Below are 18,298 nucleotides of genomic sequence, written 5' to 3' on the forward strand. Positions count from 1 at the left end.
AGGATCGCGGCATGCGATGGATCATTGCCAGCGTGCCGCTCCCTTTACTGTTTTTGCTGCCGGGCGCCGCCGCGGCCGGCCAGCCGCCGCCGGCCGCGCCCGCCGATTGCCCGGCGAGCGCAAGCCCGACTCCGCCGGGGAGCGCCGATCCCACCGCCCCGATGACGATCTTTCCCGCCCTTCCCGGCGGCGGTTTCGCCGCGGTCAATCTGGGGGCCGCGGCGCTCAACGGGGTCACCTGCAGCCCGGCCTCGCCGCCATTGCCGAAAGACGTGCTGCACGGCGATCCCGACGGCGATCTCCTCAACGATCATGGCAATGCCGTGCTCGACGGCGGCAACTCACCCGGCGATTGAACCAAAGCCGGTCTCGGATTAGGCTCGCGGCAAGCCCAAGGCATGGGCATTCTCGAGCACGATGGCGCGAAAACCGGTTCACATGCCCTCCTCCTCTCATAACCGCAGGATCGTCGGCGTCCCGGTGGTTCTCGTGGCCGTGCTCGTGGCAGCCGTCCCGGGTGCTGCTCGCGCGCAGGCCACTGCGCCGGCGCCACCGCAGCGCATCGGCAATATCTGGGATTCCCTCCCCCATCAGCCGACCGAGGGCAGCGTCACCGCCAAGGAGCGCGAAACCGGCGTCGCCCCCGATGTCGCGCGCGAACACGACATCAACAAGGAATTGCAAAATCTCGACGAGCAATTGCTGAACGAGGAAAAAACCCATCCGCCCACCATCCCGCCGCCGCCGCCAGGGACGAATTAGGTCATAACAAACTCATCTTAAACGATTATGTATCGGCAAGGGCGGCGCGCAGCCGGCGGCCATCGGCGCTTGCGGGGTCGATCAGCCCCTGGCGCAGGAAAAGATCGATCAGCACCAGAGTGACGTTGAACTTGAACTCATCCCCGCTCATCACCGCGTCCAGCACCGCAGCAAGCGGCCAAAGCTCGAACCCCGCCGCCTCGCCGTCGGCAGCGCGCGGCATGAAATCCTCCGGCAATGCGAGATCGAAGCAATGCAGCCGGTCGCGCCGCAGCCCTTCCGGGCGCTCCATCACATAGCTGATGATCGCGACCGGCTGCGCCTTGGCTGCCAGCGCCGCCGGGATCGCCGCCTCCTCGGCGGCTTCCTTGAGCAATGTCTGCCAGGGCGTGAACCCGGCCGGAATGCCACCAGCGACGAGATGGTCGCGCTTGCCGGGATCGAGCGGCCGGTCCATCGCCCGCCGCGCCACCCACAAAAACACGGCATCACCGCGCCGCACCAGGCCGTTGACATGCACCCCCTCGGCGCGGAGGCCAAACGCCGGCAAGGCACCGCGATCGACTGTCGTCAGCACGCGGCCGGTGGGCTCGGCACGCACGTCGAACGCCTCGTCGCGCCAGGAAAAGAGCCCTTCGCCCGCGAGTTCGGCGGCGATCTCAGGCAAGCGCGCTGGCGCTGCGAGAGCGATTGCGTCGCCTTCGGCGCGCATGTCACGAAAGGCGAGCAGGCGCGCGGCGAGCGCCGGCGCAACCCAGCCGACAGCCATGCCGCCGAGCCGAAATTCCCGCCGCCCACCGGGGAGACGCGCGTTCCGGCACGCCGCAATATGGCGCATGAGCCCGTCCATCGCCTTGCATGTAAAGCCTCCGCGCGGAAAAGCCAGAACCGGGGTTTGCAAGTGGGGCCAGCCATGCCACATGCTGCGCGACGTTTCCCATGGACAGCACCTCCCGCTCCTCGTTTGCGACGATCGGCTCCCTTCTCGGCTGGCTCTGGCCGCGCGGCGATTGGCGCGGGCAGGCGCGCCTTCTGCTCGCCGTCGCCAGCCTGATCGCCGCCAAGATCGCGACCGTCCTGGTGCCGGTCTATTACAGCCGCGCCGTCGATTTGCTCGCCCCCAAGCATGGCGGGGCGATGGTGGTGCCGGTGGCGCTGATCGGCGCTTATGGCCTCGCCCGCATTGCCGCCTCTGGCTTTGGCGAATGGCGCGACGCTTTGTTCGCGCGCACCCAACAACGCACCGTGCGCCGCGTCGCGCGCGAAACCTTCATCCATCTCCACCGCCTCTCGCTCGCTTTCCATCTCGAGCGCCAGACCGGCGGGCTTGCGCGCGCGATCGACCGCGGCACCCGCGGCATCGAGCAGGTGCTGCGCTTTGCCGTCTTCAATATCCTGCCGACGCTGCTCGAAGTGGTGATGGTGACCGCGATCTTGTGGCGAATGTTCAACTGGCGCTTCGCCGCCGTGACCTTCATCGCGATTTTCGCCTATATCGGCTTTACTTTTCTGTTCACCAACTGGCGGGTGCGCTTTCGCCGCGCCATGAACGCGATGGATAGCGACGCCCAGACCAAGGCCGTCGACAGCCTGCTCAACTACGAAACCGTTAAATATTTCAACAACGAGGCGCTCGAGGCGGCGCGCTATGACGCCTCTCTTGCCGCCTATGAGCGGGCGGCGATCAAATCGCAGGTGACGCTGAGCCTGCTCAATTTCGGGCAGGGGACGATCATCGCGCTCGGCTTGGTCGCGGTCATGCTGATGGCGGCAAACGACGTCGCCCATGCCGGGATGAGCGTCGGGCGCTTCGTGCTGGTCAACACCTATCTCATCCAGCTCTATCAGCCGCTCAATTTCCTCGGCTTCGTCTATCGCGAGATCAAGCAGGGCCTCGTCGATATGGAGCAGATGTTCCGCCTGCTCGCCGAGCACCAGACCATCACCGACCGCGCCGATGCCCGGCCGCTCGCGCCGAGAGCGGCGCCGGCGGCGCTCACCTTCGAGGGGGTGCGGTTCGGCTATGGCCCCGACCGGACAATCCTCGATGCGATCAGCTTCACCCTCAAGCCGGGTGCGACGCTTGCCATCGTCGGGCCGACGGGGTCGGGAAAATCGACCATCACCCGCCTGATCTTCCGCTTTTACGAGGCGAGCGCCGGGCGCATCCTGATCGATGGCGAGGATATCCGCGATCTTACGCAAGCGAGCCTCCGCGCCGCGATCGGCGTCGTGCCGCAGGACACGGTGCTGTTCAACGACACCATCGCCTACAACATCGCCTATGGCCGTCCCGGCGCGAGCGAGGCGGACATCACGCGGGCGGCGCGTCTCGCGCAGATCCATGATTTCATCGCCCGTCTGCCGCAAGGCTATGCGACGCGGGTCGGCGAGCGCGGCCTCAAACTCTCGGGCGGCGAACGCCAGCGCATCGCCATCGCCCGCACCATTCTCAAGAACCCGCGCCTTCTCATCCTCGACGAGGCGACCAGCGCCCTCGACACCGCGACCGAGCGCGAGATCAATGCGGCGCTCCGTCAATTGGTCGAAACCCGCACCACGCTGGTCATCGCCCATCGGCTCTCGACCGTGGTCGACGCCGATGAAATCATCGTGCTTGCCGGCGGCACCATCGCGGAACGCGGCACCCACGCGACGTTACTTGAAAAATCAGGACTTTACGCCAAGCTGTGGGCAATTCAGGCCGATCAGCGTCACCCCGAGCCGCTCAGCGCCGCCTGAGTCTCCCCGATATGCGATAAGGACATAACCATGGGCAGCACCTCCCCCACCGACGATCACGACGACGGCCAATCTGGCGCGCATGAAGACGAGCACACCCTCAACGATCTCAGCCGCGCCGGCTCGGTCATCCAGCATGCCATCAAATATCTGATGGAGAAGAACGTCGATGAATTGGCGATCGCCTCTGCCCTGCTCGGCGGCGGGCTCGGGGTGCTCGCGAACGTGCTCGATCGCGACGCCATCGAGAAAATCCTCACCAATGCCATCGCCAGCGTCCGCGCCGGCGAGTTGCACACGCCTGGCATTGCGACGCAAACGCCAGAAAAATAAGGATGGTCTTACCGCTGCCGGTGAAGCGCTTTAGGATCGCACACTATGCCACGGGGTGATTTGTTTCCCGAAATCGGGCCATATGAAACCGGCTTCCTGCCGCTTTCCGGCGGGCATGTGATGTATTGGGAGCAGGTTGGCAATCCCGCCGGCCTGCCGGCCTTATTTCTGCATGGCGGGCCGGGCGCGGGCGCCGGCGCGGTGCATCGGCGGTTTTTCGATCCGACCCAGTGGCGGGTGGTGATTTTCGACCAGCGCGGCGCCGGCCGCTCACGCCCCGGCGGCTGCCTCGCCGAGAACACCACCGCCCATCTCGTCGCCGATATCGAGACGCTGCGCCGCCATCTCGGCATCGAGCGCTGGCTGCTGTTCGGCGGCTCCTGGGGCTCGACGCTGGCCCTGGCCTATGCCGAGGCGCATCCCGCCCATGTCGCCGGCTGCGTGCTGCGCGGCGTTTTTCTTGGCCGTAAACACGAGGTCGCGTGGTTCCTTCATGGCCTTGCGCATTTTTTTCCCGATGCCCACGCCGCTTTCATCGGCCACCTGTCCGAGGCCGAGCGCGCCGACGTGCTCGGCGCCTATCTCCGCCGCCTGACCGATCCCGATCCCGCGATCCACATGCCGGCGGCGCGCGCCTGGTCGCTCTACGAGGGTTCGTGCAGTACGCTGTTGCCGAGCCCCGATACCGTCAGCGCCTTCGCCCAGGACCGGACAGCGCTCAACCTCGCGCGGATCGAAGCGCATTACTTCGCGCATGACCTGTTTCTACCGCCGGGTGGCCTGCTCGCCGGCATCGGCCGCATCAGCCATATCCCGGCCGAGATCGTGCAAGGCCGCTATGACATGATCTGTCCGCCCGAAACCGCCTATACTCTCGCCAGCGCCTGGCGTGGCGCGCGGCTTACGGTGGTATCGGACGCCGGGCATTCGGCGTTGGAGCCCGGCATTCGCCGCGCCCTCATCGCCGCCGTCGACCGGCTGCGCCGGTACGGTTTCGGCTGACGACACCACGGAGAAAAGCACATGAAATGCGGCGTGATCGGGCTCGGCTCGATGGGAATGGGAGCGGCACTCAACCTGGCTCAGAAGGGCCATGACGTCACCGGCTGCGACCTGCGGCCGGCGGCGCTCGCCGAACTCGCGGCCGGCGGCGGCAAAACCGCGACCCGCGCGGCCGACCTTCCCGCCGATCTCGAGGCCGTTCTGGTGTTCGTGGTCAACGCGGCGCAGGCAGACGCGGTGTTGTTCGGCACCGAAGGGTGCGTTTCGCGTTTGGCGCCGGGCGCGGTCGTGATCTGTTCAACGACGCTCGCGCCGCAGATCGCCAAGGCTCTTGGCGCGCGGCTCGCCGAACGCGGCCTTCTGATGCTCGATGCGCCGGTCTCAGGCGGCGCCGTTGGCGCGCGCGCCGGCACGATGACGGTGATGGCCTCAGGCCCCGAGGCGGCCTTCGCCAAGGCCGAGCCGGTGCTCGCCGCGATCGCCGGAAAAGTCTGGCGACTGGGCGCGGCGCATGGCGCCGGCAGCACGGTCAAGATGGTGAACCAGCTCCTCGCCGGCGTTCATATCGCCGTCGCCGCCGAGGCGCTGGCGCTCGGCATTCGCGCCGGCGCCGACCCACAAACGCTGTTTGACGTCATCTCGAGCTCGGCCGGCAGCTCCTGGATGTGGCAAAACCGGGTGCCGCATATTCTGGAAGGCGATGATACGCCGCTCTCGGCGGTGAACATCTTTGTCAAGGATCTCGGCATCGTGCTCGACGAGGCGCGCGGCCTCACCTTCCCGCTGCCGCTCGCGGCAGCGGCGCATCAGCTCTTCCTCGCCGCCGCCGCCAACGGCCAGGGCGCGAAGGATGACGCGTTCGTCATTCGCGTCTGGCAGGCGCTCACCGGAATAGCGCTCCCCGGCGAGGCGAAGCCGGCCGAAACATCGCGCGCTGCCCCCCTCCCCTGACGAACTTCGGCTCGCCGTTTCCTCTGAATTCTCTGCAAGGCGATTGACCTTGTCGAAGCGCTGACCTAGGAGTCGGTCTCGCGCGCGTTGCGCGTCCGCGGAGGGATGGCCGAGCGGCTGAAGGCGGCGGTTTGCTAAACCGTTGTGCGGGGTAAACCCGTACCGGGGGTTCGAATCCCCCTCCCTCCGCCACGGGTTTTGTAAAGTTCCGTGTATCCATAGAGCAAATTCACAAACCAGCGTTTTTGAGATAGACGCGCCAAGCTACACTCTGAAGCCGGACGAGAGCGCGTCAAGGCAAACGGCACCGGATGAATGGCAGCGCGGCGTTAGGAGGGATGACGCCGGGCGTTAGAGCGTGATCGTCGAAGGCGGAATCGCCGGAGACGTGAATCACACTCTACAACAATATCTTAATAGAGCGTGTCTGGATCGATATGATCCGGGCACGCTCTAGTAGCCTCGCGAAAGCGTGATCTCACGGCAAGGGATGGCGCGGCGGAACAGGTCGCGGCTGCGGAGCGCTGTAGCGGCGGACACCGTCGGCCGGTGGCGATCGCGCTTCGCCGGCGAGTGACCGGCCCCGAGCGCCATGCGGTGCTCTGCCTTCCTGCGTGCGAGGCAACACGAACCCCCCCATTATCGCCGTGTTCCTCACAGATCTCCGGTTGTCGCTTGCATGGCTGGCATGCATCATGCTTTGGTTGAGGGATCGACCGGTCACGGGGGTGCAGTTTGGCTTACGCATGGCAGCAAATGATCAACGGGATCACGCTCGGCATGATCTATGGGCTGATCGCGGTCGGCTATACCATGGTTTACGGCATCATCGGCATGATCAATTTCGCCCATGGCGACGTGTTCATGATCGGCGCCTTTCTCTCGCTGATCGCGCTCTCTGGGCTGGCCTCGCTCGGGATCACCGCGGTGCCGCTGGCGCTCGCCATCACCCTCGTTTTCGCCGCCGCCCTCGCCGCCCTTTATGGCTGGACCATCGAGCGGGTCGCCTATCGGCCGCTGCGCGGCTCGTTCCGTCTCGCGCCGCTGATCAGCGCGATCGGCATGTCGATCACGCTGCAGAATTTCGCCCAGGTGTCGCAGGGCGCGCGGGTCAAGCCGCTGGCGCCGCTGCTCCCTGGCGGGCTGGTGCTGACCCGCGCCGGCGGCTTCGCGGTGCAGCTTTCCTGGATGCAGATCGCCATCGCCGTCACCACCATGCTGTGTCTTGGCCTATTCACCTGGCTGGTGACGAAAACGCCGCTCGGGCGGGCGATGCGGGCGTGTGAGCAGGATCTCAAAATGGCGAGCCTGCTCGGCATCGATACCGATCGCACCATCGGCCTCACCTTCGTCATCGGCGCCGCGTTGGCCGCCGTCGCCGGGCTTTTATTTCTGCTCTATTATGGCGCCATCGATTTTTATATCGGCTTCGTCGCCGGCGTGAAGGCGTTCACCGCGGCCGTCCTCGGCGGCATCGGTTCGCTGCCGGGGGCGGTGCTGGGCGGGTTGCTGATCGGCCTGATCGAGACCTTCTGGTCGGCCTATTTCAGTGTCCAATACAAGGATGTCGCCGCCTTCTCGATCCTCGCCATCACCCTGATCTTTCTCCCGACCGGGCTGCTCGGGCGGGCCGATGTGGAGAAAGTATGAGCCCGCGCGCACCTTTGCTCGACGCCTTCCTCTCCGCCCTGATCGCGCTCGGCTTGTTTGCGCCGATGGTCGGGCTGCAGACCCATGTCGGCGCCCATGGCATCACGCTGGTGCCACGCCCGCTCGCGGTCGCGGCGCTGGTGGGCGCGGTCTTCGTGCTGCGGCTCGCGATCCGGTTCTGGCAGCAAACATGGCGCCCGACGGCTGGCGTCGCCGTCGCGAGCCTCGCGCCTGCGGCGCGGCATGCCGGGCGCTTTCTCGTCCCCGCCCTGCTCGCGCTGGCGCTGCTGATGCCGTTTGTCGCCAGCCGAGCGACGCTCGATCTCGGCATCCTGGTGCTGACCTATGTCATGCTCGGCTGGGGGCTCAACATCGTCGTCGGTCTCGCCGGGCTGCTCGATCTCGGCTATGTCGCGTTTTACGCGGTCGGGGCCTATTCCTATGCGCTGATCGCGCAGGCGACCGGGCTCGGTTTCTGGTCGTGCCTGCCGGCGGCGGGGGCGCTGGCGGCGCTTTGGGGCATCACGCTCGGTTTTCCGGTGCTCCGTCTGCGCGGCGATTATCTCGCCATCGTCACCCTCGCCTTCGGCGAGATCATCCGCATTGTGCTGCTCAATTGGGTCTCGCTCACCGGCGGGCCGAACGGCATCTCCGGCATCCCGCGCCCGACCTTGTTTGGCCTGCGCTTCACGATGACCGACGCGCCCGGCACCTTCGCCGGCTTCTTTCATCTCACCCCGTCCGCGACGCATCGGGTGGTGTTTCTCTATTACGTCATCCTCGCCCTCGCTTTACTGACCAACTGGGTGACGCTCCGGCTCCGCCGCCAGCCGCTCGGGCGGGTCTGGGAGGCCCTGCGCGAGGATGAGATCGCCTGTCGCTCGCTCGGCATCAACATCACCACGACCAAGCTCACCGCCTTCGCCGTCGGCGCCTGTTTCGGCGGCTTCGCCGGCGCGTTTTTCGCCACCCGCCAAGGTTTCATCAGCCCCGAGAGCTTCACCTTCATGGAAAGCGCGACCGTGCTCGCGATCGTCGTGCTCGGTGGCATGGGGAGCCAGCTCGGCGTCGTGCTCGCCGCCCTGGTGATGATCGGCGGGCCGGAGATGTTCCGCGCCCTGGCCGATGACCGCATGCTGATCTTCGGCCTCGCCCTGGTGGTGATGATGGTGTTGCGTCCGCGCGGCCTGGTCACCGAACGCAAGCCTTCGGTCACGCTCGGGGGCGCGGCGCGCGTGATCCCGGCGGCGCTGGTCGCCGAGGGGCGCGGCTGATGGCGGCGATCCCGGCGTTGCTCGAGGTCCGTGGGCTCGGGATGCGGTTCGGCGGTATCGTCGCCCTCGACGATGTCTCCTTCACCGCTCGGCGTGGCGAGATCACCGCCGTGATCGGCCCCAATGGCGCCGGCAAAACCACCGCCTTCAACTGCATCACCGGGTTTTATCGCCCGAGCGTCGGCAGCCTGCATCTGACGCACACCGACGGGCGCGGCTTCGCGCTCGCCGCCATGCCCGGCCATCTCATCGCCCGACGCGCCCGGGTTGCGCGCACGTTTCAGAATATCCGCCTGTTCGCCGGCATGACGGTGCTCGAAAACCTTTTGGTCGCGCAGCACGTGCCGCTGATGGCCGCAACCGGGCTCGGCGTTCTCGCGATCCTCGGCCTCGGCCGCTACCGCGCCGCCGAGCGCCGCGCCATCGACAAGGCCAAGACCTGGCTGGAACGCATCGATCTCATCGCGCGCGCCGACGATCCCGCCGGCGCCCTGCCCTATGGCGCGCAGCGGCGGCTTGAGATCGCGCGGGCGATGTGCATCGACCCTGTCCTGCTTTGTCTTGACGAGCCGGCGGCTGGGCTCAACCCGCGCGAGACGGCGGCGCTCGATGCGCTGTTGCTCGGCATTCGCGAGCAAGGCTGCTCGATCCTGCTCATCGAGCACGATATGGGCATGGTTATGCGCATATCGGATCACATCGTCGTGCTCGATCACGGCCGCAAGATCGGGGATGGCACGCCGGCGGAAATCCGCGCCAATCCGCACGTCATCGCCGCCTATCTCGGCGAGGACGAGGAAGCCGCCGAAGCCCTCGCGCGCGCCGAAGCCCCGTGAGCGCGCTCCTCGAACTCGCCGGCGTCAGCACCTTTTACGGCGCCGTGCAGGCGCTGAAAAACGTCGATCTTCGTGTCGCGGAAGGCGAGATCGTGACCCTGATCGGCGCCAATGGGGCCGGCAAATCGACGCTGATGATGACGATCTGCGGCCAGCCGCGGGCGCGTGAGGGGTCCATCCGCTATGATGGCGCCGAAATCTCCGCGCTCCCGACCCATCAGATCATGCGCCGCGGCATCGCCCAGGCGCCGGAAGGGCGGCGGATTTTCCCGCGCATGAGTGTCCGCGAAAATCTGCTCATGGGCGCGGAAGGCGCCGGGCAGGCCGCCGACGCGGCAGAGATGGCGCGGGTCCTCACGCTGTTCCCGCGCCTGGCCGAGCGCGAAACGCAGCGCGGCGGCACGCTCTCGGGCGGCGAGCAGCAGATGCTCGCGATCGGCCGCGCCTTGATGGCGCGCCCGCGCCTCCTCTTGCTCGATGAGCCGAGCCTTGGCCTCGCACCGCTCATCGTGCGCCAGATTTTCCAGGCGATCCGAACGCTCAACCGCGAAACCGGGCTCACCGTGCTCCTCGTCGAGCAGAATGCCTATCAGGCTTTGCGGCTTGCCCATCGTGGCTATGTCCTGGTCAATGGCGCCATTACCATGGCCGGCACCGGCGCCGAATTGCTGGCGCGGCCGGAAATCCACGCCGCCTATCTCGAAGGCGGACAGTGACGGGACGAGACGCCACGACCCCATCGCACATCCCAGAGGGAGATTGATCTCATGATGAAGCCTCTACTGCTCGCCGGCACGGTTTTACTGCCCTGCGCCCTCGCCGCCCCGGCCATGGCCCAAATTCAGATCGCCTCCGCCGGCCCGCTCACCGGCTCGAACGCCACCTTCGGCGCGCAGATGAAGGAGGGCGCCGAGCAGGCGGTCGCCGATATCAACGCTCATGGCGGCGTGCTCGGCAAGCAACTGGTGTTGACCGAGGGCGATGACGCCTGCGACCCCAAGCAGGCGGTCTCGATCGCCAATCAGCTCGCCGACAAGGGCGTGGTGTTCGTCGATGGGCATTTCTGCTCCTCAAGTTCGATCCCGGCGAGCAAGGTCTATCTCGAACAGGGGGTGTTGCAGATCTCGCCGGCCTCCACCAACCCCGCCTTCACCGACAATGGCGGCTGGAACACGTTCCGCGTCTGCGGCCGCGATGACCAACAGGGACAGGTGGCGGGCGAGTACATCGCCGCCCATTTCAAAGGCCAGCACATCGCCATCCTGCATGACAACACCGCCTATGGCAAAGGGCTCGCCGACGAGACCAAGAAGTTCATGAACAAAGCCGGGCTCGAGGAAACCCTCTATACCGCCTATGTGCCCGGCGAACGGGATTACTCGGCGCTGGTCAGCCGGCTCAAGGCCGCCGACATCACCGTGATCTATCTCGGCGGCTATCAAACCGAGGCCGGGCTGATCGTCCGCCAAGCCAAGGAGCAAGGGATGAAGGTCACGCTGATCAGCGGCGATGCCCTTGTCACATCGGAATTCTGGCAGATCACCGGCGCGACCGGCGAGGGAACGATGATGACCTTCGCCTCTGATCCGCGCAAACGCCCGGCCGCCGCCGCCGTCGTCAAGGAATTCCAGGCGAAAAACATCGACCCCGAGGGTTATGTGCTCTATTCCTACGCCGCCGTGCAGATCTGGGCGGAAGCGGCGCAGAAAGCCGGCACGGTCGATCCGAAAAAAGTCGCCGCCGAGCTGAAAGCGGGCGGCCCGTGGGAGAGCGTGCTCGGCCCGATCGGCTTCGACGCCAAGGGCGACGTGACCAAGCCGGATTACGTCTTCTACGTCTGGCACGACGGCAGTTATCACGAAATGTGAGCCGCCTCTGACCCGGGAGCGGCGTGCCGGCGCGCTCGCCCCACGCCGCGCTTTCGCCCCGATTGACGGCGGCGACGCGCCTTGCGAGGGTTGCGGCCAAGCAATCCCCGGGAGGAGACGAAGTCATGTCGCGAGAGCCGGTTATCATCGATGCCGTTCGTTCCCCGATGGGCCGCGGCAAGGCTGGCGGGGCCTTGTCCGGCCTGCACCCGGTCGAGCTTCTCGCCGCCGTGCTCCAGGGGCTGGTCGAGCGCAACGATCTCGATCCCGGCGCCGTCGATGACGTGATCATCGGCTGTGTCAGCCGGGTCGGTGAACAATCCTCGACGGTGGGGCGCATGGCCTGGCTCGCGGCCGGCTACCCCGAACATGTGCCGGCGACCACCATCGACCGCATGTGCGGCTCCGGCCAGCAGGCGATCCATTTCGCCGCCCAAGGGATCAAAGCCGGCGTCTATGACATCGTCATCGCCGGTGGCGTCGAATCGATGAGCCGGGTGCCGATCGGCTCGGCCCGCCTTGATCGCGATCCGGTCGGCCCGCGTGTCAGCGCGCGCTACGCGCCGGGGCTGATCCATCAGGGGGTTTCCGCGGAGCTAGTCGCGGCGCGCTATGGCCTTTCGCGCGAGGCGATGGACGCTTATTCCGCCGCCTCGCATCAGCGCGCCGCACGGGCCCGCGCCGCCGGCGACTTCACCGCCGAGATCGTCCCGGTCGCGATCGACAATGTCTTGGTGACGGAAGACGAAACCATCCGCCCGGCGACGACGCCCGAAACTCTTGCCGCCCTTTCTCCCGCTTTCGAAACGCCGTCCTATGCGGCGCGGTTTCCGGAAATTTCATGGTCGATCACCGCCGGCAACTCGTCGCAGATCACCGATGGCGCGAGCGCGCTTTTGCTGATGAGCGAAGACGCCGCCCGACGCCTCGGCGTAACACCGCGGGCGCGCTTCGTTGGCTTCGACGTCTGCGGCGATGATCCGCTGTTGATGCTGACAGCGCCGATCCCGGCGACCGAGCGGGTGTTGCGCAAAGCCGGGATGGCGCTCGCCGATATCGATCATGTCGAGGTCAATGAAGCCTTCGCCCCGGTGCCGCTCGCTTGGGCCAAGGCGGTCGGCGGTGACCCGGAAAAACTCAATCCGCTCGGCGGCGCGATCGCGCTCGGCCATCCGCTCGGGGCGTCCGGCGCGCGGTTGATGACGACGATGCTGCACGCTTTGAGCCGAAGCGGCGGGCGCTATGGCCTGCAGACGATGTGCGAGGCCGGCGGCATGGCGAACGCGACGATCATCGAGCGGCTGTGAGCGGGGGCGGGCGATGGACGCGAGCACTGCCGATCAAACCGCGGAACTGACGCTATTTCGGGAGACCGTGCGGCGGTTTTTCGCCGCCGAAGTCGTGCCGCATATCACGGCTTGGCGAAAAGCCGGCATGGTCGCGCGTGAGGCATGGCGGCGGGCCGGCGCGGCAGGCCTCCTTTGTGCCAGCATGCCAGCGGAATTCGGCGGCGGCGGCGGCGATTTTCGTCATGAAGCGATCCTGATCGAGGAACTCGCCGCGATCGGCTTCGGCGATTTCGCGATCTCGCTGCACAACGCCATCATCGCGCCCTATCTTCTCCATTACGGGACCGAGACACAAAAACACCGCTGGTTGCCGCGCATGGCTTCCGGTGACATGGTCGCGGCGATCGCCATGACCGAGCCCGACGCTGGCTCCGATTTGCAAGCGATCCGCACCACGGCGCGGCGGGTCGGTGATACCTATGTCCTCAACGGCCAGAAAACCTTCATCAGCAACGGCCAGCTCGCCGACCTCGTCATCGTCGCCGCCAAGACGCGCATTGATGCCGGCGCGAAGGGGATTTCGCTGATCGCCGTCGAAACCCGGGATGCGCCCGGCTTTCGGCGCGGCCGTAATCTCGAAAAGATCGGTAAACACGCGCAAGACACCTCGGAGCTTTTCTTTGACGATGTCGTGGTGCCGGCGGAGAATCTGCTCGGCGGTGAGCCCGATCGCGGCTTCGCGCAATTGATGCAGCAATTGCCGCAAGAGCGCTTGGTGATCGCGGTCGGCGCCGTCGCCGCGATGGAAGCGGCGCTCGCCGAGACCATCGCCTATGTTCGCAGCCGCCGCGCTTTCGGCAAGACCTTGATGGAATTTCAAAATACCCGCTTCGTGCTCGCCGAAGCCAAGACCACGACGCAGGTTGCGCGCGTTTTCGTCGATGATTGTATCGCGCGGCTGCTCGCCGGAACCCTCGATGTCGGCACCGCCGCGATGGCGAAATACTGGACGAGCGAAATGCAGGGCAAGGTCATCGATTCTTGTCTGCAACTTTTCGGCGGCTATGGCTTCATGGCGGAATACCCTATCGCGCAACGCTATACCGATGCCCGGGTGCAAAGAATCTATGGCGGTAGCAACGAAATCATGAAAGAGCTGATCGCGCGCAGTCTATGACGTTATCGCCCGATCGCGCTCGTCGGAATCGCCGCCGCCGGCACCGCGATCCCGCCGGCATGATCGACGACGGAGCCGATTTGGACGCCAGCGACCCGCCATTCGCCACTGCCGAGACGAAATAAGAGCGGCGCGCCACTGGTGCCCGACGTCGCATGGCAGGTGTGATGCAAAAGCACACCGCCGCGCGCGTCGCGGATCTGCTCGGCGATCAGGCAATGGAGATCGGCTTCGATGATTTCGATGTGATCCTTGCTGTAGCCGCCGAGCAAGGCCGGCGTGCCTCGGGGCGGCAATGTGCGGTCGAGGCGAAGATACTCACCCTCACGGACCAAAGGCGCGGAGAGCGTCAAAACCGCCCAATCGGCGCCGGCGCTCTCTGACTCGTGAAACGGATCATACCCGGGCGCGATGGTGAAATCGGCGACGAGGGCGACCCCGGCGGCCGCGCCGCGACTGGTCGCCAGCAGAAAATGGATCAAACGCGGTTGAATGATGAGGCGGGTGCGCTCACGAAAAAGACAATGCGCCGCGGTGATCGCGGTGCGCGGCCCGACCATGAAGCCGGTGCAGCGGCTGCCGAGCGCGGTTTGCACGCGACCGAGCGCCCGCCAGGGAAAATCGGCGGGATTGACCGGTTGGCGATCGTCATTGCGGCCGATGCCGGGGAGAATGGTGGCCGACGGCGATGGTTCGGCAAACTGAACGTCAGCAGCGAGCGGTGTCTCGGAAAGCGGCAAACTCGCAACCGAGAACAACAAGCCCAACGCCGCCGCGCGCCATGCCATAACGCCCAAAAAGCGAAAGAGCGTCGTGCGCTTCGCCTGCGTCATAAGGTGTCATAAAGCCCGAAAGACCGACTTTTTGAAAAAAGGCCGAAAATCGTTGCGCCGTTTTGGTTGGCAGAGGGCATGACACCCCCTAGTCCGTCACGAGACGAAACTGACCGTCATCACCGAGCCGGGAGAGAAGACCACTCCGAATATCAAAGGAGGCGCCATGGAGGCGCAAATCACCTCGCGCCTCGGCCTCGGCGATCCAGGGAAAAGTGCGGAGATTTGCTAGAGACAGCTTGATGGTTTCGAGTTCGCATATCGTCTGCGCCTCTTCCGGCGTGACCGCCACCGCAGCGAGGGTGGTGCGACGCGCGGGTTCGGCAATCGAAACCCAGGCGTTGATGAATTCGCCATCGGCGAGCGGTGAGCCGTGCAGCAGCGCGTTGACACCGCCGCACATCGCGTGGCCAAGCACGATGAGTTCGGACACCCGCAACACCCGCACGCCGAATTCGAGCGCGGCGCTCGTGCCATGATGTTTGTCATCGGGCGCATAAGGCGGAACCAGAGCGGCGATGTTGCGCACGGTGAAGATTTCCCCAGGCGCGGCATCGAATATCATCGAGGGATCGACCCGGCTGTCCGAACAGGCGATCACCATCGCCCGTGGGGATTGCCCTTCGGTCGCCAATGTCGAAAAACGGCGGCGATGCTCGGGCCAGCCACTTTGACGAAAGCGATGATAGCCGGCGATCAGGGCGTCCATGTGTGCGAAACTCCGCTCAGCTGCGGCCGTGGCAATGCTTGTATTTCTTCCCCGAGCCGCACGGGCATGGCGCGTTGCGCGGCGTATTGGCCCATGGGTCGGCGCTGACCTGATCTTCCGCTGCGGCCGCGATGGTCGCAACCCCGCCTTCTTCGGCGCCGATCGGCGCGAAGGCCTGCATGACCGGCATCGGCGCCGGATGCAGCTCCGCCATCGCTTGCGGCCGCGGCTGGAAATCCGGCGCCGGCGGCGCGTCGGGCGACAGCTCGACGCGTGAGAGCAGCATCGTCACCCGCTCCTTCAACTCGTCGAGCATAGCGTTGAACAAAGCAAACGCCTCGCTTTTGTATTCGTTCAGCGGATCGCGCTGGCCGTAGGCGCGCAGACCGATGCCCTGGCGCAAATGATCGAGCGCGAGAAGATGCTCTTTCCACGCCTGATCGAGCACCTGCAGCAGCAGCGACTTCTCGATGAAGCGCATCAGATCGGGGCCAACATTCGAAGCCTTGGCGGCGAGCTGGGTTTCCGCCGCGCGCAGGATGCGGCGCTCCACCTCCTCGCCGGTGATATTCTCCTCTTTCGCCCATTCGCCAATCGGCAAATCGAGATTGAGAACCCGGCGAACATCATCGGCCAGTTCCGCACTCTGCCATTGCTCGGCGAAGCTTCGTTCCGAAATACGGCGGGCGATCAAGGTCGCGATCACCTCTTCGCGCATGTCGTTGATGATTTGGTTGACATCCTCGCTGTGCATGAATTCGCGGCGCTGGGCATAGACTTCTTTCCGCTGCGCGTTCACCACATCGTCGTAACGCAAAACATTCTTGCGCATGTCGAAATTGCGCGCTTCGACTTTTTTCTGCGCTTTTTCGAGCGCTTTGTTGATCCAGGGATGGACGATCGCCTCGCCGTCCTTGAGGCCGAGCTTCTGCAGCAATCCGCCCATGCGGTCGGAGCCGAAGATGCGCATGAGATCGTCTTCGAGGGAGAGGAAAAACCGCGAGGCGCCAGGATCGCCCTGGCGGCCGGAGCGGCCGCGCAGCTGATTGTCGATGCGCCGGCTTTCATGCCGCTCGGTGCCGATCACGAACAGGCCGCCGGCTTGCTTGACGATCGCCTCGGCGGCGGCGATTTCGGCGCGGATCGCCTCGGCGCGGGCGGTCCGGGCGGCATCATCGGCGATGTCGGCGAGTTCGTGCTTTAGGCGCATCTCAAGATTGCCGCCGAGCTTGATGTCGGTGCCGCGCCCGGCCATGTTGGTCGCGATGGTCACCGCGCCAGGGGCGCCGGCTTGCGCCACGATCTCCGCTTCCTGTTCGTGAAAGCGGGCGTTAAGCACGGCGTGGGGGATTTTTTTCTTCTTGAGAAGACCGCTCAGGATTTCGCTTTTCTCGATACTGACGGTGCCGACCAAGACGGGCTGGCGGCGGGCGCGGCATTCGGCGATGAGCTTTGCCACCGCCTCATATTTTTCGCCAGCCGTGCGATAGACCTCGTCATCCTGGTCATCGCGCGTCACAGCGACATTGGTCGGGATTTCGACGACGTCGAGCTTATAGATCTCGGCGAATTCGTCGGCCTCGGTCATCGCGGTGCCGGTCATGCCGGCGAGCTTGGGATAGAGGCGAAAATAATTCTGGAAGGTGATCGAGGCCAGGGTCTGGTTCTCAGGCTGAATCTCGACATGCTCTTTGGCTTCGAGCGCTTGATGCAGCCCCTCCGAATAGCGCCGCCCCTCCATCATCCGGCCGGTGAATTCATCGATGATGATGACCTTGCCCTGACGCACGATGTAGTCGACGTCGCGGGTAAATAATGTGTGCGCGCGCAAGGATTGCTGCACGTGATGGACGAGGGTGACATTGAAAATATCGTAGAGATTGCCCTCGGTCAGGATGCCGGCGGCCCGCAGCGCATCTTCGACCGCGTTGGCGCCGGCTTCGGTCAGCGTCGCGGTGCGGAGTTTTTCGTCCTTGTCGAAATTGCTCGGCTCCTTGACGATCACGGCGACGACTTCGTCGACGCGGCGATAGAGATCGGAGGAATCCTCGGCCGGGCCGGAGATGATCAACGGCGTGCGCGCCTCGTCGATCAGGATACTGTCAACCTCGTCGACGATGGCATAGGCGAAATCGCGCTGCACCATGTCCTCGAGCCGGTATTTCATGTTGTCGCGCAGATAGTCGAAGCCGAATTCGTTATTGGTGCCGTATGTGATATCGGCGGCATAGGCGGCGCGGCGTTCGGCGTCGTCGAGACCATGGACGATGACCCCGGTGGTCATGCCGAGAAAGGCGTAAATCTGGCCCATCCATTCGGCGTCGCGGCGGGCGAGATAGTCGTTCACCGTCACCACATGCACGCCCTTGCCGGCCAGCGCATTGAGATAGACCGGAAGCGTCGCGACCAGGGTTTTCCCCTCGCCGGTTTTCATCTCGGCGATTTTGCCGTCATGCAGCACCATGCCGCCGATCAATTGCACATCGAAATGACGGAGCCCGAGCACCCGCTTCGCCGCCTCGCGCACGGTCGCGAAGGCTTCCGGCAGAATATCGTCGAGGCTCGCCCCCTCATTGAGGCGGGCGCGAAGGGCCGCGGTCTGACCCCGCAGCGCCTCATCCGAGAGCGCCGCTATCGTCGGTTCGAGCGCATTGATGTCGGGAACCCGGCGCTGATAGGCTTTGAGCGAGCGATCATTGGCCGTGCCGAAGAGTGAGCGAGCAATGCGGGCAAACATGCGATAGCCTTCCGGGTCAGGCGCTGGCGACAGGAAACCCCCCACCCCCGCGCCTCAGCCGGGACAGGGCTTTGGCTGTCAGATAAGACGCCCCCCGGCGCCGGTCAACGCGGCGGGGAGCGGGGATCTCCCTTC

17 protein-coding genes and 1 tRNA gene are annotated in these 18,298 nt (G+C 65.3%); 14 read left to right on the forward strand and 4 right to left on the reverse strand.

What is annotated here, in order from left to right:
* Positions 1 to 11 precede the first annotated feature (11 nt).
* Both DEF76_RS10310 and DEF76_RS10315 read left to right on the forward strand, forming a co-directional pair.
* On the forward strand, positions 12 to 356 hold the full coding sequence (locus tag DEF76_RS10310) for a hypothetical protein (RefSeq protein ID WP_114912260.1): 345 nt from the start codon (positions 12 to 14) through the stop codon (positions 354 to 356).
* An 82-nt stretch (positions 357 to 438) separates the two neighbouring features.
* Entirely contained in the window at positions 439 to 762 is a 324-nt protein-coding gene (locus tag DEF76_RS10315) for a hypothetical protein (protein WP_114912261.1), read from the forward strand.
* 25 nt (positions 763 to 787) lie between these two features.
* Here the strand turns inward: DEF76_RS10315 and DEF76_RS10320 are convergent, their stop codons facing one another.
* Positions 788 to 1,600, reverse strand: a complete 813-nt coding sequence (locus DEF76_RS10320) for an NUDIX hydrolase (RefSeq protein WP_240318974.1) — start codon at positions 1,598 to 1,600, stop codon at positions 788 to 790.
* A 101-nt stretch (positions 1,601 to 1,701) separates the two neighbouring features.
* On the opposite strand from DEF76_RS10320, the gene DEF76_RS10325 reads away from it, so the two are divergent.
* From DEF76_RS10325 to DEF76_RS10380, 12 genes are all read left to right on the forward strand, one after another.
* Positions 1,702 to 3,504 carry an ABCB family ABC transporter ATP-binding protein/permease gene (locus tag DEF76_RS10325; RefSeq protein WP_114912263.1) on the forward strand — a complete coding sequence of 601 codons (1,803 nt, stop codon included), beginning with the start codon at positions 1,702 to 1,704 and terminating at the stop codon, positions 3,502 to 3,504.
* A 30-nt stretch (positions 3,505 to 3,534) separates the two neighbouring features.
* The gene (locus tag DEF76_RS10330; protein ID WP_240318975.1) at positions 3,535 to 3,837 is read left to right on the forward strand and encodes a hypothetical protein; all 303 of its coding nucleotides are present in this window, start codon (positions 3,535 to 3,537) and stop codon (positions 3,835 to 3,837) included.
* 45 nt (positions 3,838 to 3,882) lie between these two features.
* Positions 3,883 to 4,839, forward strand: a complete 957-nt coding sequence (pip, locus tag DEF76_RS10335) for a prolyl aminopeptidase (protein WP_114912264.1) — start codon at positions 3,883 to 3,885, stop codon at positions 4,837 to 4,839.
* A gap of 21 nt (positions 4,840 to 4,860) precedes the next feature.
* The gene (ltnD, locus tag DEF76_RS10340) at positions 4,861 to 5,790 is read left to right on the forward strand and encodes an L-threonate dehydrogenase (protein ID WP_114912265.1); all 930 of its coding nucleotides are present in this window, start codon (positions 4,861 to 4,863) and stop codon (positions 5,788 to 5,790) included.
* A 99-nt stretch (positions 5,791 to 5,889) separates the two neighbouring features.
* Positions 5,890 to 5,982, forward strand: a tRNA-Ser gene (locus DEF76_RS10345).
* Positions 5,983 to 6,546: 564 nt separating this feature from the next.
* The gene (locus DEF76_RS10350) at positions 6,547 to 7,440 is read left to right on the forward strand and encodes an ABC transporter permease subunit (RefSeq protein WP_427938082.1); all 894 of its coding nucleotides are present in this window, start codon (positions 6,547 to 6,549) and stop codon (positions 7,438 to 7,440) included.
* Positions 7,437 to 8,714: a high-affinity branched-chain amino acid ABC transporter permease LivM gene (gene livM, locus DEF76_RS10355; RefSeq protein ID WP_114912267.1), complete on the forward strand. Its 1,278-nt coding sequence runs from the start codon at positions 7,437 to 7,439 to the stop codon at positions 8,712 to 8,714. Before DEF76_RS10350 ends, livM begins: the two co-directional genes overlap by 4 nt.
* Positions 8,714 to 9,550: an ABC transporter ATP-binding protein gene (locus DEF76_RS10360; protein ID WP_114912268.1), complete on the forward strand. Its 837-nt coding sequence runs from the start codon at positions 8,714 to 8,716 to the stop codon at positions 9,548 to 9,550. The genes livM and DEF76_RS10360 overlap by 1 nt, the downstream gene beginning before the upstream one ends.
* The gene (locus tag DEF76_RS10365) at positions 9,547 to 10,266 is read left to right on the forward strand and encodes an ABC transporter ATP-binding protein (protein ID WP_114912269.1); all 720 of its coding nucleotides are present in this window, start codon (positions 9,547 to 9,549) and stop codon (positions 10,264 to 10,266) included. The genes DEF76_RS10360 and DEF76_RS10365 overlap by 4 nt, the downstream gene beginning before the upstream one ends.
* A 51-nt stretch (positions 10,267 to 10,317) precedes the next feature.
* Positions 10,318 to 11,418 (forward strand): branched-chain amino acid ABC transporter substrate-binding protein, encoded by a 1,101-nt coding sequence (locus DEF76_RS10370; RefSeq protein ID WP_114912270.1) that lies wholly within the window; start codon positions 10,318 to 10,320, stop codon positions 11,416 to 11,418.
* A 125-nt stretch (positions 11,419 to 11,543) separates the two neighbouring features.
* Positions 11,544 to 12,725 (forward strand): thiolase family protein, encoded by a 1,182-nt coding sequence (locus DEF76_RS10375; protein WP_114912271.1) that lies wholly within the window; start codon positions 11,544 to 11,546, stop codon positions 12,723 to 12,725.
* A 13-nt stretch (positions 12,726 to 12,738) separates the two neighbouring features.
* Positions 12,739 to 13,884 (forward strand): acyl-CoA dehydrogenase family protein, encoded by a 1,146-nt coding sequence (locus DEF76_RS10380; RefSeq protein WP_114912272.1) that lies wholly within the window; start codon positions 12,739 to 12,741, stop codon positions 13,882 to 13,884.
* Positions 13,885 to 13,886: 2 nt separating this feature from the next.
* On the opposite strand, the gene DEF76_RS10385 is transcribed toward DEF76_RS10380, so the two are convergent.
* From DEF76_RS10385 to secA, 3 genes are all read right to left on the reverse strand, one after another.
* Positions 13,887 to 14,717 carry a trypsin-like serine peptidase gene (locus DEF76_RS10385; protein ID WP_114912273.1) on the reverse strand — a complete coding sequence of 277 codons (831 nt, stop codon included), beginning with the start codon at positions 14,715 to 14,717 and terminating at the stop codon, positions 13,887 to 13,889.
* 88 nt (positions 14,718 to 14,805) lie between these two features.
* Positions 14,806 to 15,426: a carbonic anhydrase gene (locus tag DEF76_RS10390; RefSeq protein ID WP_114912274.1), complete on the reverse strand. Its 621-nt coding sequence runs from the start codon at positions 15,424 to 15,426 to the stop codon at positions 14,806 to 14,808.
* Between the two features lie 16 nt (positions 15,427 to 15,442).
* Positions 15,443 to 18,163, reverse strand: coding sequence for a preprotein translocase subunit SecA (gene secA / locus DEF76_RS10395; protein WP_114912275.1), 2,721 nt, complete (start codon positions 18,161 to 18,163; stop codon positions 15,443 to 15,445).
* Positions 18,164 to 18,298 lie beyond the last annotated feature (135 nt).

Origin of the sequence: Acidibrevibacterium fodinaquatile (assembly GCF_003352165.1) — a bacterium.
Taxonomy (GTDB): Bacteria; Pseudomonadota; Alphaproteobacteria; order Acetobacterales; family Acetobacteraceae; genus Acidibrevibacterium; species Acidibrevibacterium fodinaquatile.

Excerpts from the sequence above, each read along its gene's own strand:
- DEF76_RS10330 (WP_240318975.1), top strand. The coding sequence starts at position 3,535 with ATGGGCAGCACCTCCCCCACCGACGATCACGACGACGGCCAATCTGGC.
- DEF76_RS10360 (WP_114912268.1), top strand. The coding sequence starts at position 8,714 with ATGGCGGCGATCCCGGCGTTGCTCGAGGTCCGTGGGCTCGGGATGCGG.
- pip (WP_114912264.1), top strand. The coding sequence starts at position 3,883 with ATGCCACGGGGTGATTTGTTTCCCGAAATCGGGCCATATGAAACCGGC.
- DEF76_RS10320 (WP_240318974.1), bottom strand. The coding sequence starts at position 1,600 with ATGCGCCATATTGCGGCGTGCCGGAACGCGCGTCTCCCCGGTGGGCGG.
- DEF76_RS10315 (WP_114912261.1), top strand. The coding sequence starts at position 439 with ATGCCCTCCTCCTCTCATAACCGCAGGATCGTCGGCGTCCCGGTGGTT.
- secA (WP_114912275.1), bottom strand. The coding sequence starts at position 18,163 with ATGTTTGCCCGCATTGCTCGCTCACTCTTCGGCACGGCCAATGATCGC.
- DEF76_RS10325 (WP_114912263.1), top strand. The coding sequence starts at position 1,702 with ATGGACAGCACCTCCCGCTCCTCGTTTGCGACGATCGGCTCCCTTCTC.
- DEF76_RS10380 (WP_114912272.1), top strand. The coding sequence starts at position 12,739 with ATGGACGCGAGCACTGCCGATCAAACCGCGGAACTGACGCTATTTCGG.
- DEF76_RS10350 (WP_427938082.1), top strand. The coding sequence starts at position 6,547 with ATGATCAACGGGATCACGCTCGGCATGATCTATGGGCTGATCGCGGTC.
- ltnD (WP_114912265.1), top strand. The coding sequence starts at position 4,861 with ATGAAATGCGGCGTGATCGGGCTCGGCTCGATGGGAATGGGAGCGGCA.
- DEF76_RS10385 (WP_114912273.1), bottom strand. The coding sequence starts at position 14,717 with ATGACGCAGGCGAAGCGCACGACGCTCTTTCGCTTTTTGGGCGTTATG.
- DEF76_RS10370 (WP_114912270.1), top strand. The coding sequence starts at position 10,318 with ATGATGAAGCCTCTACTGCTCGCCGGCACGGTTTTACTGCCCTGCGCC.
- DEF76_RS10390 (WP_114912274.1), bottom strand. The coding sequence starts at position 15,426 with ATGGACGCCCTGATCGCCGGCTATCATCGCTTTCGTCAAAGTGGCTGG.
- livM (WP_114912267.1), top strand. The coding sequence starts at position 7,437 with ATGAGCCCGCGCGCACCTTTGCTCGACGCCTTCCTCTCCGCCCTGATC.
- DEF76_RS10375 (WP_114912271.1), top strand. The coding sequence starts at position 11,544 with ATGTCGCGAGAGCCGGTTATCATCGATGCCGTTCGTTCCCCGATGGGC.
- DEF76_RS10310 (WP_114912260.1), top strand. The coding sequence starts at position 12 with ATGCGATGGATCATTGCCAGCGTGCCGCTCCCTTTACTGTTTTTGCTG.